General features: G+C 55.0%; 15 protein-coding genes and 1 riboswitch. Of the genes, 10 read left to right on the top strand and 5 right to left on the bottom strand.

The annotated features are described in order from the left end of the window. Window positions 1-141 precede the first annotated feature (141 nt). Entirely contained in the window at window positions 142-1,011 is an 870-nt protein-coding gene (locus tag ACFIOZ_RS15610) for a LysR family transcriptional regulator (protein WP_386079491.1), read from the bottom strand. Between the two features lie 115 nt (window positions 1,012-1,126). Between ACFIOZ_RS15610 and ACFIOZ_RS15605 the strand changes: the two genes are divergently transcribed. Continuing rightward, entirely contained in the window at window positions 1,127-1,993 is an 867-nt protein-coding gene (locus ACFIOZ_RS15605) for a cation diffusion facilitator family transporter (protein ID WP_386079489.1), read from the top strand. Between the two features lie 100 nt (window positions 1,994-2,093). Beyond that, entirely contained in the window at window positions 2,094-2,366 is a 273-nt protein-coding gene (locus ACFIOZ_RS15600) for a hypothetical protein (protein WP_386079487.1), read from the top strand. A 92-nt stretch (window positions 2,367-2,458) separates the two neighbouring features. Here ACFIOZ_RS15600 and ACFIOZ_RS15595 read toward each other — a convergent pair whose 3' ends face one another. Next, window positions 2,459-2,644 carry a DUF3008 family protein gene (locus ACFIOZ_RS15595; RefSeq protein WP_035584858.1) on the bottom strand — a complete coding sequence of 62 codons (186 nt, stop codon included), beginning with the start codon at window positions 2,642-2,644 and terminating at the stop codon, window positions 2,459-2,461. A 219-nt stretch (window positions 2,645-2,863) separates the two neighbouring features. Between ACFIOZ_RS15595 and ybaK the strand changes: the two genes are divergently transcribed. From ybaK to ACFIOZ_RS15580, 3 genes are all read left to right on the top strand, one after another. Continuing rightward, window positions 2,864-3,331 (top strand): Cys-tRNA(Pro) deacylase, encoded by a 468-nt coding sequence (gene ybaK / locus ACFIOZ_RS15590; RefSeq protein WP_386079485.1) that lies wholly within the window; start codon window positions 2,864-2,866, stop codon window positions 3,329-3,331. 84 nt (window positions 3,332-3,415) lie between these two features. Continuing rightward, window positions 3,416-4,813, top strand: a complete 1,398-nt coding sequence (dbpA, locus tag ACFIOZ_RS15585; RefSeq protein WP_386079484.1) for an ATP-dependent RNA helicase DbpA — start codon at window positions 3,416-3,418, stop codon at window positions 4,811-4,813. Between the two features lie 33 nt (window positions 4,814-4,846). After that, window positions 4,847-5,722, top strand: coding sequence for a PA4780 family RIO1-like protein kinase (locus ACFIOZ_RS15580; protein ID WP_088699797.1), 876 nt, complete (start codon window positions 4,847-4,849; stop codon window positions 5,720-5,722). An 89-nt stretch (window positions 5,723-5,811) separates the two neighbouring features. Here the strand turns inward: ACFIOZ_RS15580 and ACFIOZ_RS15575 are convergent, their stop codons facing one another. Next, window positions 5,812-6,288, bottom strand: coding sequence for a 6,7-dimethyl-8-ribityllumazine synthase (locus ACFIOZ_RS15575; protein ID WP_386079482.1), 477 nt, complete (start codon window positions 6,286-6,288; stop codon window positions 5,812-5,814). Between the two features lie 97 nt (window positions 6,289-6,385). Further along, window positions 6,386-6,555: riboswitch (FMN riboswitch) on the bottom strand. Between the two features lie 242 nt (window positions 6,556-6,797). Here ACFIOZ_RS15575 and ACFIOZ_RS15570 point away from each other — a divergent pair. The 3 genes from ACFIOZ_RS15570 to ACFIOZ_RS15560 all read left to right on the top strand — a co-directional run bounded on the left by ACFIOZ_RS15570 (window position 6,798) and on the right by ACFIOZ_RS15560 (window position 10,862). Then, complete coding sequence (locus tag ACFIOZ_RS15570) at window positions 6,798-7,826, top strand: AbrB family transcriptional regulator (RefSeq protein WP_386084104.1); 1,029 nt, start codon at window positions 6,798-6,800, stop codon at window positions 7,824-7,826. Window positions 7,827-7,912: 86 nt separating this feature from the next. Further along, window positions 7,913-9,811, top strand: coding sequence for an ABC transporter ATP-binding protein (locus ACFIOZ_RS15565; protein ID WP_386079480.1), 1,899 nt, complete (start codon window positions 7,913-7,915; stop codon window positions 9,809-9,811). A 43-nt stretch (window positions 9,812-9,854) separates the two neighbouring features. Continuing rightward, window positions 9,855-10,862, top strand: a complete 1,008-nt coding sequence (locus ACFIOZ_RS15560; protein WP_386079478.1) for a zinc-dependent alcohol dehydrogenase family protein — start codon at window positions 9,855-9,857, stop codon at window positions 10,860-10,862. Between the two features lie 82 nt (window positions 10,863-10,944). On the opposite strand, the gene ACFIOZ_RS15555 is transcribed toward ACFIOZ_RS15560, so the two are convergent. Then, on the bottom strand, window positions 10,945-11,211 hold the full coding sequence (locus tag ACFIOZ_RS15555) for a hypothetical protein (RefSeq protein ID WP_022522484.1): 267 nt from the start codon (window positions 11,209-11,211) through the stop codon (window positions 10,945-10,947). A gap of 173 nt (window positions 11,212-11,384) precedes the next feature. Here ACFIOZ_RS15555 and ACFIOZ_RS15550 point away from each other — a divergent pair, with 173 nt between their 5' ends. Then, window positions 11,385-12,533 (top strand): hypothetical protein, encoded by a 1,149-nt coding sequence (locus ACFIOZ_RS15550; RefSeq protein WP_386079476.1) that lies wholly within the window; start codon window positions 11,385-11,387, stop codon window positions 12,531-12,533. Window positions 12,534-12,574: 41 nt separating this feature from the next. Next, window positions 12,575-13,426 (top strand): mechanosensitive ion channel family protein, encoded by an 852-nt coding sequence (locus tag ACFIOZ_RS15545; protein WP_386079474.1) that lies wholly within the window; start codon window positions 12,575-12,577, stop codon window positions 13,424-13,426. On the opposite strand, the gene ACFIOZ_RS15540 is transcribed toward ACFIOZ_RS15545, so the two are convergent. Next, window positions 13,423-14,157 (bottom strand): YebC/PmpR family DNA-binding transcriptional regulator, encoded by a 735-nt coding sequence (locus tag ACFIOZ_RS15540; RefSeq protein WP_088699150.1) that lies wholly within the window; start codon window positions 14,155-14,157, stop codon window positions 13,423-13,425. The genes ACFIOZ_RS15545 and ACFIOZ_RS15540 overlap by 4 nt on opposite strands. Between the last annotated feature and the right edge of the window lie 219 nt (window positions 14,158-14,376).

The following is a 14,376-nucleotide window of genomic DNA, read 5'->3' as shown; positions in this document are numbered from 1 at the left end:
CGTCTGGATGACACTTACCAGTGCTCCTCACGTGGCGTGTCCTGGCGTCTCCTTATTTAGCGCTTTGTAATAGCGTGGAAGGCTTTGGCGTTTTTTTCCACAAAAAAGATTTCAACGATATGTCAGTGAGTCCGCACTGGCTTAATTCAGTGTGGCTAAAAAATGCGTCACTTTATTTAACAGCGCAGTGGCGACCACGCCGCAGTTATCGCTCTCCACATAGCGGTAGTAGTGGCTCTCTAACGCTAAATCGTGATTTAGCGTGCAGAGCGTGCCCGCTTCCAAGGCGCCTTTAACCAGCGGGTAGGGCAGCAGCGCCCAGCCGGTTGCGTTGATAACGGCATCGCGAATTACTTCAAACATGGTGAGGCCAAGATAGTTACCTGAAAACAGCGCTTCGCTGATTAGCTTGTCGTCCTGTACATGGGTTAAACATACTTGGGTGTACTGGGCCAAGTCGTCGCGATTAACGCTGGGAAGGCGGCTTAGTGGATGATGGGGCGCTGCCACTAAACGCATATTGACGGGGGCCAGGTTAGTGGCGCTGGCGTCGATACCTTCAGCGGTATATAGGCCAAAGGCAATATCCACCGTTTGGCGCTGCACAAACTGAGTGTGCTCCTGGGGTGGCACCAGATACACCGAAATAGCGGTCAACGGAAACTGCTGTTTTAAATCGTGCATTACTTGGCGCCAAAATACCTCGGGTAGGGCGTCATCCCGGGCGATGCCGAGCTGGCTTTCCACACCCTGCAGGTGTTGGTGGCAGTGTTTTTTGATTCGGCTGGCGCTGGTTAACAAACGGTAGCAGTCGGGAAGCACGCTATCGCCTACGGCGGTCAGCGTTAGGCTGTTGCCCGAACGCTCAAATAGCGCCACGCCCAGAGTGTCCTCCAACGCATTAACCGCAGCACTTAGCGTGCTCCGTTTTAAGCCAGTATGCCGTGCAGCGGCAGCAAAGGAGCCATGCTCGGTAACATCAATAAAAGCCTGTACCTGTTCAGCGCGCATAGTCGTCTCGTTAAAGTGGTCAAGCGCCAATTAAGTTGGCGCTGAGCGATTCGTGATTGTCATCACTCTCGACTATTATGGCCCACAATTTGACCAGTGTGATGGAGTTCCCCGCGTGACCCCCTTTATTGCTGAGCGCCGTGCGCTAAGATTTTCAGCTATTTCTGCTAGCCTGTTTGCGTTTACCGGGCTGGTGCTAGGGCTGACCAGCGGTTCCATAACGATTCTTTTTGATAGCGGCTACTCGCTGTTAAGCCTGGTGTTGGCGTCGCTATCGTTATTTGCGCTTAAGCAGGCGCGTAAACCTGCAGACGATCACTACCCCTTTGGGCGGCTGACGGTAGAGCCCCTTGCCGTGCTGCTCAAAGGCGTGGTGATCGCTATGGTATGTATTGTCTCGCTGGTATCCGCTGTGTGGAGCCTGCTTGATGGTGGCCGTCTGGTCACGCTGGATTTGGCGCTGATGTTTGGTGTGGTCAACGTAACCGGCTGTTTATTAACCTGGTGGTGGCTGGCGCGATACGCTAGGGTGGCGCGCTCGTCGCTGTTGGCCGCGGAGCTGCGCCAGTGGCAGATGGATACCTGGCTGAGTGCCGCTGTCATGCTGGGGTTTGGGCTTACCTGGCTGTTAACCCAATCGCCCTGGGCCAGCTACGCACGCTTTGCCGACCCGGTGATGGTGCTGGTTATCGCAGGCTACTTCTTACCCATGCCGATTCGCATGGTGCGTGGGGCGCTGCGGGAGCTGATGTTTGGCGGCTCATGCAGCAGCGTGCGGCGCGATGTAGTGGAGGATGTTGCCGACTTTGATGTCAGCGCCGACGATGTGCGCCTGGCCCAAGTGGGCAGCTTCCTGATGGTGGATATCCAGCTCGATAAGCAGCAGTTCGACGACGCTCAAGAGATTGTGGATAGCGTAGAGAAGCGCTGTAAGCGGCTAAACCTGCGCCCGGTTACCAGCCTTACGTTGGTCGCTGGCTGAGGCAGGTGAAAAAGCATTGACGTACGCTTAAAGGCAGTGCTATTTAGCGCTACCGACAATAGGTGTCGGCCAAACATTGACACGTTGAGGGTTGTAAAACATGCCATTGCGCCGCTGTTTACCCGCACTGCTACTGACCGTCCTGGTCGCTGGCTGTGCAAGTTCTACCATTGCACCAAGTTATACCACCGACAATCCTGACGTTATGCGGATTGGCGGTGAACGCCCGGCAAATCGCGATGCAAGCGTTGAAAGCGCTGGATCGTTCTGCCTGGAAACTGCCGAACGCTGGAATGAGCATGGCCGTACGCCAGATGGTCAAACGCTTTGGGCAAAAGACACCCTGCGTAAAGTGGTGCCTTGCAAGCAGTAACACTTCGCTAGTCAATACCAACAGCGCCAGCTTCGATAAGCTGGCGCTATTGGTTTATTTGGCTCTTTTAGCAGGCAGGGGCAATGCGATCATCAATCCTGTTTCTTTTCTGGCTTGCCTTTGCGTTTTGTACTCGCGAAATCTTCTAGCTCCTCCTCGCTCATGGAGTCATACATCTCTTTAGACGAACCATAAAGTTCGCTGGGCTTGGTTTCCCCGCGTTTGGCAGATAGTGCCGCGCCCGCCGCTTTTTGCTGCGCTTTAGAGGTTGCTGGCATTGCTGATCTCCTTTCGGTTAGCTTCCTTTTACCTACTGCACTGTTGAGCATTGCATTTTTAAGCATAGTCGCTAGAGCTCAGCTTTCCATCCATAGCGTGCTAACATTCATCCCCTGTCATCCGTTGACTTCTATTTGCCTGTCGCGTTATTAACCTACCGGGCGAAGTGTACCGCGCAGTAACTCCCCTGTATCAATGCTGTTAACGAAGAGAACGCCATGACTCCAGCTATTAATGGTGCAAAACATGCAGGCATTGCCTTCCAACTCCATGAGTACCACCACGATGTCACCGCGCACTCCTATGGATTGGAGGCGGCTGAAAAACTGGGCGTCGCAGTGGAGCAAGTATTTAAAACGCTGGTGGTAAAGCTGGATGGTAAACAACTGGTAGTCGGCATTGTGCCGGTGGCCGGGCAGCTAAACCTAAAGCAGATTGCCAAAGCCGCTGGGGCCAAAAAAGCCACCATGGCGGAACCGTCGGAAGTGGAGCGCACGACCGGCTATGTGCTCGGTGGGGTTAGCCCGTTGGGGCAGAAAAAGCGCTTGGCTACCTTTATTGATCACTCTGCCGAGGCTTTCACCACTATCTATGTCAGCGCCGGGCGACGCGGGCTTGAAATTGAGCTGGCGCCTGGGGATTTAGCCGTGCTGACTCAGGCAACCTTTGTACCGCTGGCAGCTTGATGGCGGCGCAGTTTGAGGCACTTTCTGGTATGGTGCTTCACATTATGGGTTTGCGGGGCACTACGGCCCCTTCAGGAATTTTCTGTGTCCGACACTTCTTTTGCATCTCTGGCGCTTCCATCAGCGCTACTTACGAATCTAGACACCCTTGGCTACCATGAAATGTCGCCTGTGCAGGCGGAGAGTCTTCCGCCCATGCTGGCCGGGCACGATGTGCTGGCCCAAGCGAAAACCGGCTCAGGCAAAACCGCAGCGTTTGGTTTAGCGCTGCTGGCTAAGCTGAAGGTGGGGAGCTTCGCGGTGCAGGGCCTGGTGCTTTGCCCCACCCGAGAACTCGCTGACCAAGTGGCTGAAGAACTGCGCCGCTTGGCTCGCGGTATGGCTAATGTGAAAATACTCACGCTCTGCGGCGGCGCGCCTTTTGGCCCGCAGCTGGGCTCTTTAGAGCATGGGGCACACATTGTGGTCGGCACGCCAGGGCGTATCGACGAGCATTTGCGCAAAGGTTCGCTCACCCTGGATGCGCTCTCCATACTGGTGCTGGATGAAGCGGATCGCATGCTGGATATGGGCTTCCAGGCAACCATCGATGACATCATTGCCGATACCCCAGCTGACCGCCAAACGCTGCTGTTCAGCGCGACTTTCCCAGATGAACAATCGTCGGGCGGTCTGACCGAGATGACCCGCGGCATTTTGCGCAATCCGGTGACTGTCAAAATCGCTGAGGTTCACGACGCCAGCACGATCCAACAGCATTTTTATAGCGTCGCCAATGAAGAGGCGCGATTCGATGCTCTGCGCCAACTTCTGCTGGTCTATCGGCCTGCCACCAGCGTGGTGTTCTGCAATACCAAACGCGAAACCCAGGCAGTAGCTGAACAGCTAACCGATGCTGGGTTTAGCGCCGTGGCGCTGAATGGCGATCTTGAGCAGAAAGATCGTGACCGTATACTGATTCTGTTTGCCAACCAGAGTGCCTCGATTCTGGTGGCAACGGACGTTGCCGCTCGGGGCTTGGATATTGCCCAGCTGGATGCCGTGTTTAACTACCAAATTGCCCGCGAGCTTGATGTTCACGTACATAGGGTTGGGCGCACCGGCCGTGCCGGGGCCAGTGGCATTGCCTGTACACTAGTCACTCCGAAAGAGAGCTACCGGCTGGAGCGGCTTGAAGGCTTGCTGGAGCAGGCGATTAAAACCGAGCCCCTGCCGAAACCCCAGCACTCGGTACCGTTCGAGCCGCTAATGGCGACGCTGCAGTTAGCCGGTGGTAAGAAAGATAAGCTGCGCCCGGGCGATATTCTGGGAGCGCTAACCAGTGAAGGTGGGCTGCGCGGCGATCAAGTGGGTAAAATCAAAGTACTCGCCCGCAGTGCCTATGTGGCCGTTGAGCGAGACGTGATTCAACAAGCTCAGGCCAAACTCGAGCGTGATAAATTAAAAGGGCGTGCTTTCCGTGTTCGCCGTATCCGTTACTGAACGCGTACCAAAGAGGAGCCGACGCAGCTAACCATGAAAATCCCTAAGCGATTACAACCCCTGGTCGATGATGGAATGATCGACGAGGTGTTGGTGCAGTTAATGAGTGGCAAGGAAGCGCAGGTCTACGTAGTGCGCTGCGGTGAGGAAGTGCGTTGCGCCAAGGTGTTTAAAGAGGCCAAACAGCGCAGCTTTAAACAGGCCGTTCAGTATCAAGAGGGGCGTAAAGAGCGCAACAGCCGCCGCTCGCGGGCAATGGCCAAAAAAACCCGTTACGGTCAGAAAGAGCAGGAGCAAGCATGGCTGAATGCTGAAGTCGATGCCCTCTACCGTCTTGCTTCGGCGGGCGTACGGGTGCCCGAGCCCCACGGTTTTGTCGATGGTGTACTGCTGATGGAGATGATCAGCGACGCCGAAGGCAACGTGGCACCGCGCCTGGACGAAGTGACGCTAACGCCAGAGCAGGCTCAGACCTACTACGCCAAGGTCATTCAAGACGTGGTGAAAATGCTCTGCGCGGGCCTGATTCACGGCGATTTGTCGGAATTTAACGTACTGGTCGATGCCTCCGGCCCAGTGATTATCGATCTGCCCCAGGCCGTTGACGCCGCCGGTAATAACAGCGCGGCCGCAATGCTGTATCGCGATGTGGATAACATGCGCAATTACTTCGGCCAGTTTGCGCCAGAGCTTCTGAATACTGAATATGGCAGAGAGATGTGGGCGCTGTACGAAACCGGTGAGCTGCATCCGGATAGCAAACTCACCGGCCACTTCGATGCCGACACCCATATTGCCAACGTGGATGAACTGATGGAGGTCATCGACGACGCCAAAGAGGAAGAGGCGGAACGCCAAGCGCGTATGCGCGATGACGATGATGATGGCGAGATTCCTCAGCCTTACTAATCCAGACTTGCTAATCCACTCTTGCTAGGTATGCCTCATTGAATAGGCTCCTCTCGTTTTTATAGCAACGTGAGGAGCCTTATTGTGACCTACCGTAGCCCTTGAATCCTTTTATGATTTTCCAGGGTCATGACCAGGGCTTCGGCGGCTTCCTTGCCTTTGGCGCGGAAATGATCAAAGAAAAAATCATGGTGCGTGCTGTGTTCATGAAAATGGTGAGGCGTGAGCACAACCGAAAGAATGGGGATTTCGGTTTCCAGTTGCGCCTGCATCATGCCTTCAATGACCGCTTGAGCAACGAATTCGTGACGATAGATGCCGCCATCAATGACAAAGCCTGCCCCCACAATGGCGCTGTAACGGCCAGTTTTGGCGAGTAGTTTAGCCTGAAGCGGGATTTCGTAAGCCCCTGCGACTTGGAATATCTCTACTTGGTCAGCAGAAAAGCCATGCTCGTTGGCAAGTTGAGCAATAAAGGCCTCTCTGGCTTGAGTGACGATATCGTGATGCCAAGACGCTTCGATAAAGGCAACGCGAGGGGATGAAGAAGGTTGGGTCTGATTCATGGTTATCCTTTAGGGATTGTTTACCAGAATCAGGGCATGAGGCATCCAATAGCACAGCACCCGCATGCGTTGGAACGCTACGGATAACATTACTAGGAAACCTTCTCTTTTATCCGGACTATGACCGTCGGCTCCGGAATCTCACCGAATCTGCTGTCCTCAACTGTCGGGTGACACCCTTTGGCTGAGCGCTCGTGGGCTTGTCCGCATCTATTAAGATATGGCATTACCACCGGTGGGGACTTACACCCCGCCCTGAGAAAGTTCGCCATTAATGGCGGTGGCTATTATACGCTTGCTTGCGGGCTAACGGATACTGTTAGCATGACAAGAAACGTTGATTCAGGATCACGGCTAAAAGCCGAGCTCAGCAATAGAAGCGGCCCCCTCCGCTACCATAAAGCCCAAGTGGCTGGTTCAGTGGTAGACTACGATGCTCTTAGCAGGTTAATTATTATCTCAGTGGACTGAGTGGTGAGATAAAGGGAGACGGTGTGAAGAGTCTCATATTGAGTGCCGGGAGCGCGAAAGCGCTGTCAGTATCGTTAATCGTTGGCGCCGTGGGTGGCACGCTGTTTCAACTCACCGGCCTGCCCCTGGCCTGGATGCTGGGCCCGCTGATTGCCAACCTGCTGGCCTCTTCACAAGGCGTTAAGGTTTCGGTTCCCGAGCCGCTGCGTAATGTCTTTTTAGCGGTCATGGGCCTGGTGCTGGGTAGTCAGGTCACGCCGCAGTTGGCGAATCGCGTGCTGGATTGGCCTGTTTCTGCCGCGCTACTGCTGCTGGGGGTGGCGGCTTCCACCGCCGTTGCAGCAGCCTGGTATCGGCGCTGCGGATTTGATCCGGTTAGCGCTTGGTTTGGGGCGTCGCCAGGTGCGATGACGGCGATGATTCTGCTGGGTGAAAAGTGTGGCGGCGACCCCCAGCGTATTGCAGTGGCGCAGTCACTGCGGATCATTTTAGTAATTCTGGTGTTGCCGCCGCTATTTTGGGCCTATGAGGGTGGTGGCGAGGGCATCGGCCCTGTTCACAGTGGCTTGGAACATGGCTGGATGCTGTTGATGATCCCGTTACTGTTGCCGCTTGGCCGCTGGCTGCGCATCCCCAGCCCCGCGTTACTGGCACCGTTGCTGGTCGCTGCTCTATTATCTGGTGTTGATATTGCCAGTCTCGCTCTGCCGGAATGGGGCATGAACCTGATTCTGTGGGTACTGGGCAGTGCCATTGGTTCGCGCTTTCAGGGCATGACGCGACAGCTCTTTGGGCGCTATTTATGGCAGTCTGGCGTGGCGACACTGTTAGCATTGGTTGTGCTGGCGTTATTTGCCGAGCTGATTCACCAATTGCTTGGGGTAGGGCGCGATGTAGCGCTCCTGGCGCTGGCGCCGGGGGGCATTGGCGAGATGGCCATTTTGGCCGTGGCGTTAAATATTGATCCGGTATTTGTCGCTTTTCATCACCTGTTGCGTATGGTGACGCTGATGATTATTGCACCGTTCTGGGCGCGTTGGCTGCTGCGTCACTCCCATCCTTCATGACACTTTAACGCCATATACACTCTACACACTCACGTATAACAAATTAAAGAACGTCAATACCAACGCCAGTAACGTAAGGAAGCCTCATGCTATCGCGTGTTTTACAGCCGTTATTTCGTTACTTCGAAACGCGGATTAATCCCTATCCGGAAGGCGAGGTTAAAACGCCGCCCAAGGGCTTAATGCCGTTTATTGTTCACTTTTCCCGTCCGATGCTGCCGCTATTGCTGCTCATGACGCTGTTCACCGCCTTGGTGTCTGCGGCGGAAGTTGTGTTCTTTAGCTACATGGGCCAACTGGTCGATTGGCTGGGCAACGTTGAGCGGGCAGGCTTTTGGGCGGAAAACGGCCTGTGGCTTGCTGGCCTGGGGCTAGTGCTGTTGATCGGGTTGCCGCTGTTAGTACTGATGCAGTCGCTGGTGACGCATCAAAGTATTTTCGGTAACTACCCGATGATTGGCCGCTGGTTATCCCACCGCCATATGCTAAGCCAGAGCCTGGCATTTTATCAGGACGAGTTTGCCGGGCGGGTGTCGCAAAAGGTGATGCAAACGGCACTGGCGATCCGTGAGACTGTCACCAAGGTGATGGATCTGCTGGTTTACGCCATCGTCTACTTCACCGGTGCGGCCTATCTGCTGGGCCGGGCAGATTTGCTGCTGCTGATCCCGCTGGGGCTGTGGTTAGTGGGTTATTTGGGGATCATGCGCTACTTCGTACCGCGTTTGCGGGATGTCTCCATAGCTCAGGCGGACGCCCGCGCCCAGATGACGGGCCGGGTGGTGGATAGCTACAGCAATATCCAAACCATCAAGCTGTTTGCCGACACCGAGCGTGAGCAGCGCTACGCCAAAGACGCCATGGAAGGCTTTATGGTCACCGTTCACCGCCAGATGCGCTTGGTGACGATCATGAGCGTAGGGTTGACGCTACTGAACACGGTGCTTTTGGTGGGCACTGCGGCCATGGCGATCAGTGCCTGGTACACGGAGGCGATTTCGCTAGGCGTGCTGGCGATTGCTATCGCGCTGGTGATGCGCATCCGTTTTATGTCTGACTGGATCTTGTGGGAAGTCGCCGGGCTGTTTGAAAATATCGGCACCGTCCAGGATGGCATGAACACCATTGCCCAGGAGCCAACCATCAACGATGCGCCCAATGCGAAAGCGCTTCAGGTTCCTGATGGGGAAATTGTGTTTGACCAGTTGCGCTTTCAATATGCTCAGGCGAAAGGGGAGAGTAAAAACGTCTTTGACGGGCTGAGCCTGACCATCAAGCCCGGCGAGAAAATCGGTCTGATCGGCCGTTCAGGCGCGGGTAAATCGACCCTCGCCAATCTGCTGCTGCGTTTTTACGACGTGCAGGGCGGGCGGATTTTGATCGATGGGCAGAACATTGCCGAAGTGACCCAAACCTCCCTGCGCCACCAGATTGGCATGGTCACCCAGGACACTTCGCTGCTACACCGCTCGCTACGTGACAACATCCGTTACGGCAGCCCCCACGCCAGCGACGAAGACGTTTGGAACGCAGTGTGCCGCGCCCATGCAGATACCTTTATCAATGACCTGGTCGATCCGAAAGGGCGCCGCGGGCTGGATGCGCATGTGGGCGAGCGCGGTGTGAAGCTTTCCGGTGGACAGCGCCAGCGGATCGCCATCGCACGTGTGCTGCTCAAAAATGCCCCGATTCTGGTGCTGGATGAGGCGACCTCCGCGCTGGACTCAGAAGTGGAAGCCGCCATTCAAGAACAGCTGGATACCCTGATGGAAGGCAAAACAGTGATTGCCATTGCCCATCGACTCTCCACCATTGCCATGCTTGATCGGCTGATTGTGGTAGATGAGGGGCGTATCGTTGAAACCGGATCGCACCAGGAGCTGCTGGAGAAAGGGGGAATTTATGCCAGCCTATGGCAGCGTCAGTCGGGTGGTTTTTTAGGTCACGACCTTGATCTCGAAGAGAGTGCCCTCATCTCAAAATAGACCAGTCGTTTTTTTGACGGCATGTGTTCCATAGGAGGTAGTGATGCAAGCCATTCAGCTACGAGAGCCAGGCGGTTTAGACAAGCTAGAGGTCGTTGAGCTAGCGGCCCCAGGCGAGCCCGGCCCAGGTGAAATTAAAGTACGCCTGCACGCCAGCTCACTGAATTTCCACGACTACGCTGTGGTTGCTGGGATGATCCCGACGGAAGATCGGCGTATTCCCATGTCAGATGGCGCGGGGGTGGTTGAAGCGGTCGGTGAAGGTGTCAGCGAGTTCGCCGTTGGCGACCACGTGGTCTCGACTTTCTTTCCGCATTGGCTGGAAGGCCCGGCCAGAGTGGGGGATTTTCGCACTACGCCGGGCGACGGCGTGGATGGCTACGCGCGTGAGCAGGTGGTGCGCCCCGTCGAGTGGTTCACCCATCAGCCCAAAGGTTATAGCCACGCAGAGTCCGCTACGTTAACCACCGCTGGTTTAACCGCTTGGCGAGCGCTCGTCGTCGATGGCGGTATCAAAGCGGGCGACACCGTGCTGGTGCTGGGCACCGGTGGGGTATCGATTTTTGCCCTGCAGTTTGCCCGCCTGATGGGCGCGCGGGTAATTGCAACCTCATCGTCGAACGAAAAGCTGGCGCGTCTGCGCGAGATGGGCGCCGAGCACACCATCAACTACAAAGAGACGCCTGATTGGGGTAAGCGCGTAAAAGAGCTGACCAACGGCGAAGGCGTTGATCATATTGTCGAAGTGGGCGGCCCAGGTACGCTGCCGCAATCCTTTGATGCGATAAAAATCGGCGGACATATCGCCTTGATTGGCATACTTACTGGGCGCGAAGGTGAGTTACCAACGGCCAAGTTGATGGCCAAACAGGCAAATTTGAAAGGCTTGATTGTGGGCAGTCGTCGACATCAGATCGAGATGATCCGCGCGCTGGAAACCTTCGATATGCACCCGATCATTGACCGCGAATTTCCGCTTGCCGAGATTGCCGACGCTTTTCGCCACCAGGAGTCTGGTCAGCACTTCGGCAAGATCTGTCTGACGTTTTAAATGCGGTGGCTTACTTCTGGCAAAGTGGCCAGGGGTAAACAGCTTGCACGCCTAGCGAACCTGCCGGGCGTGCAAGTGCAGACTAATCTGGCAGGCGGCTGTAGACCACGCCTTTGACTTCAAGCTCTAGTATCTCATCGTAGGGCACCATGACGCCTTCAACGTCACCCGGTGTGCGATGACTGTTTTTTATCTCGGTTTCAGGTATCACCTTTACGCCCATCAGACCAACGTGTTGAATTCTGGCGCTAAAGCGATTGCCCTCATGCTCAATCAGTAGCCGCTCACCGGCAATACACTTCTCAAGTTTGGCGTGCAGCTCTGCTTCGCTAACGTGCACAACACTCATTGCTTTCTCCTTTAGCTTTTGCCATTGCTCTCGCAAGAAAATAATAGTCCGTTATGTGCGCTAATGACTGTCTACAAAGACTTTATTTTAGACCATAAGTTCGTTTATGAGGTTAGCAACTGGAAACGCCGTGCTAAGGTGAGTGCTTAACGCTAGCTAAAAGGGAAAGAGTCATGGGGGAGCAACCATCGTCGGCTGATAAGCCGCTGTGGGCGGTCGTTGAGCTTGATCAATTTCGTACCCCCGAGCAGACCCAGGCGAGCCAGTGGCGACGTTCGCTACGTTCAATCTCAACGTGGTTGGGGGGCAAAAACAGCGCTGAGCAGCAGGTGAAAGACGAAAGCGAGCTGCGTGCGCTACCTGAGGTTCGGCTGGCGCATTTAGTGCCGCCTATTGATTGGGCTCCCGCGGCGAGTGCATTGGGGCAACAGCTAGAAGGCCTGGATGCGCCGGTAACGTTCTTTATTACCACGCCCTACAGCGGCCATGCTTCGGTGGTAACTCATTGGGCTGAAACACATCAGGTTGCTTGCTTAGCGCCGCCCACGCTTAGCGAAATAGCTGAGGGTAGTACTCAGTGGGTAGAGCAGTGTATCAATCAACGAGAATGGGCCATTCCCGCTCTGGAACGCTATTTTTTACGCCACACCCAGGGTATTCAGGGCGTTCGGGAGTTCCTTGAGCGTGCTTTAAGTGGACGTTTGGGTAAAGGAGTGATTGGTTGCGACAGTTGGACCTACGCTTTCCTTCAACATGTAATCGGTATTGATGGGGCGCCGGTGTTTACCCTTCAATCCATGGAGGGCGAGCAGCTGGCACGCTATTTTGCACAAATTGCGACCCATTCGGGGCAGCCTCCGCCTGTTTACAGCACGCGAACAGGTAAGCAGGTGCTGTTTGATGCTGCAGTCAAGCCAAAGCGTCACTCGGCTAATAAAGAGCTCCAGCGCTTAGCGGCTCACTGCCGCGGACATATAGGTCTTGCATGGCACTACTGGCGCGAGCGGCTACGTGAGCCAAAAGCAGACGAGGGAGAGGCCTTATGGCTGGTAGATGCCCTTGCGGAGGCGGAGCTTGCCGTTGATACCGGTGATATCGCGACGCTGGTACTACATGCGTTATTGGTTCATGGCGGTCTGGATGACGACTCTTTGGGAGAAGTGCTGCCGTTCTCACACCATGAAGCACTCAATGCCCGTCTAGCCCTTCAGCGCAAAGGCATTGTTTCAAGCTGCGAAGGGCGTTGGCAGATTGCACCTTTAAGCTACGCGAGTGTTCGACAGTTACTAGAGTCGCGTAACTATCTAGTGGATCCTCTCTAATCAGACCCGCTATTAAGTGACAGGCCCGTGGAGGGCGACCCATGGAAGAACAGCAGAAGTACGCGCGACTGTTTAACGATATCGATAGCCAAGCGCTGATGACGTTGGGCCTAGTCCTGCTAGCGACCATTGTACTGATTATTGTCAGCCAGCGGGGGTTGAACTGGCTCGGCAACCGAATGCATGGCCAAGTACGCTTTCGTGTTTTTGCCCTGGTGCCGATGACGCGCTTGCTGATATTGATGACGGCACTCGCCATCATCGTACCAATTATCATTGAGCCGTCGCTGCGCAACATGGTGACCCTGTTGGGCGCACTGGGCTTAGCTATTGGCTTTGCCATGAAAGATTACGTGAGCAGCTTAATAGCGGGCGTTGTTTCGGCGGTAGAGCTACCTTATCGTCCCGGCGACTGGGTTCAAATTGAAGATACCTACGGAGAGGTAAAGCACGTTGGCTTACGCACCGTTGATATCCAAACCCCTGACGATGATTTGGTCTATGTGCCGCATTTAAAGCTGTGGGATCACGCCGTTTATAATGCCAACAACGGCGGTACCAGTCTGCAGTGCGTAGCGAGCTTTTATCTTCACCCTGAGCACGAGGCAGGCTGGGTGCGGAAAGCGCTGCGTGACGTAGCGCTGACCAGTGCCTACCTTAAATTCGACCAGCCGATCATTGTGGTGGCTGAGGAGAAGCCCTGGGGCACTCACTACCGCATACGCGCCTATCCGGTGGATCCCCGTCAGCAGTTTCTATTTATTACCGACCTCACCGTACGCGGCAAAACAGTGCTGAGTGCCGCGGGTGTGCAGTCAGCGATGTTGCCACCGGATGCGGCCTTGGATACCCGCAACGCGGTGGGGTCAGCTTACTCAAGAGGTGGTGACTAGCTATCACTCTCTGCGGGCAATTCACCGCTGTGATAGACGTTTTGCACATCGTCCAGCTCATTAAGCATGGCAAGAAACTTTTCAAACATCGCTACGTCATCGCCTTCCACCGGGGTGGTGGTTTGCGGGAGGAACTGAATCTCGTCCGCCTCAAAGTCAATCTCACCGAATGTATCCAGCAGCGCCTGCTTGGCTTTGGCATAGTCGGTGTGCGGAGCGAAAACGGTGATGCGCTCGCCCTCTTGCTCAATGTCGGTGACATCCACATCGGCTTCCATCAGTGCTTCAAGCACAGCCTCTTCATCGCTTCCAGCGAAGGAGAAGATGGCACAGTGGTCAAACATATGGCTGACGCTGCCGGGAGTGCCGATTTTGCTCTTGGTTTTGGTGAAGCAGCCGCGCACATCGCCAAAGGTGCGGTTGGGGTTGTCGGTAAGACAGTCGACAATCACCATCACATTGCCAGGGCCGAAGCCTTCGTAACGTGCGGGCGAGAAATCCTCGCCACCGGCACCGCTGGCTTTGTCGAGCGCTTTATCAATAACGTGAGAGGGCACCTGATCTTTTTTGGCCCGCTCCATTAGACCGCGCAGCGCCAGATTGCCATTAGGGTCGGTGCCGCCCGCTTTGGCGCAAACGTAAATCTCGCGTCCATATTTGCTGTAGACCTTGGTCTTTGCATCGGCCGTTTTGGCCATGGATTCCTTACGGTTCTGAAAAGCCCTACCCATGTTGCCGTCCTATTTTTTCTAGACCTATATTTTCTATATACCCCGCGCAATGAGTGGCGGGGCGGATGTTTTCAAAAGAGCGAATAAATCGCATAGAGCGAAAAGAGTAAATTTTACCCAACAGCGTACCATGCTAACAGCGTTATTTAAGGCGCTCGCCGAAGCATTGCTTGGCTTAGCGTATACTGACCGCCAGTCCCCTCAGGGTAATATCAACTC

This window comes from Vreelandella sp. F11 (genome assembly GCF_042466685.1).
Classification (GTDB): domain Bacteria; phylum Pseudomonadota; class Gammaproteobacteria; order Pseudomonadales; family Halomonadaceae; genus Vreelandella.
This window is presented reverse-complemented; position numbering and strand designations above follow the sequence as displayed.

Coding starts and splice junctions, on each gene's coding strand:
- ACFIOZ_RS15545 (WP_386079474.1), top strand. CDS start 12,575: ATGGAAGAACAGCAGAAGTACGCGCGACTGTTTAACGATATCGATAGC.
- ACFIOZ_RS15600 (WP_386079487.1), top strand. CDS start 2,094: ATGCCATTGCGCCGCTGTTTACCCGCACTGCTACTGACCGTCCTGGTC.
- ybaK (WP_386079485.1), top strand. CDS start 2,864: ATGACTCCAGCTATTAATGGTGCAAAACATGCAGGCATTGCCTTCCAA.
- ACFIOZ_RS15565 (WP_386079480.1), top strand. CDS start 7,913: ATGCTATCGCGTGTTTTACAGCCGTTATTTCGTTACTTCGAAACGCGG.
- ACFIOZ_RS15555 (WP_022522484.1), bottom strand. CDS start 11,211: ATGAGTGTTGTGCACGTTAGCGAAGCAGAGCTGCACGCCAAACTTGAG.
- ACFIOZ_RS15540 (WP_088699150.1), bottom strand. CDS start 14,157: ATGGGTAGGGCTTTTCAGAACCGTAAGGAATCCATGGCCAAAACGGCC.
- ACFIOZ_RS15610 (WP_386079491.1), bottom strand. CDS start 1,011: ATGCGCGCTGAACAGGTACAGGCTTTTATTGATGTTACCGAGCATGGC.
- ACFIOZ_RS15550 (WP_386079476.1), top strand. CDS start 11,385: ATGGGGGAGCAACCATCGTCGGCTGATAAGCCGCTGTGGGCGGTCGTT.
- ACFIOZ_RS15595 (WP_035584858.1), bottom strand. CDS start 2,644: ATGCCAGCAACCTCTAAAGCGCAGCAAAAAGCGGCGGGCGCGGCACTA.
- ACFIOZ_RS15580 (WP_088699797.1), top strand. CDS start 4,847: ATGAAAATCCCTAAGCGATTACAACCCCTGGTCGATGATGGAATGATC.
- ACFIOZ_RS15560 (WP_386079478.1), top strand. CDS start 9,855: ATGCAAGCCATTCAGCTACGAGAGCCAGGCGGTTTAGACAAGCTAGAG.
- ACFIOZ_RS15575 (WP_386079482.1), bottom strand. CDS start 6,288: ATGAATCAGACCCAACCTTCTTCATCCCCTCGCGTTGCCTTTATCGAA.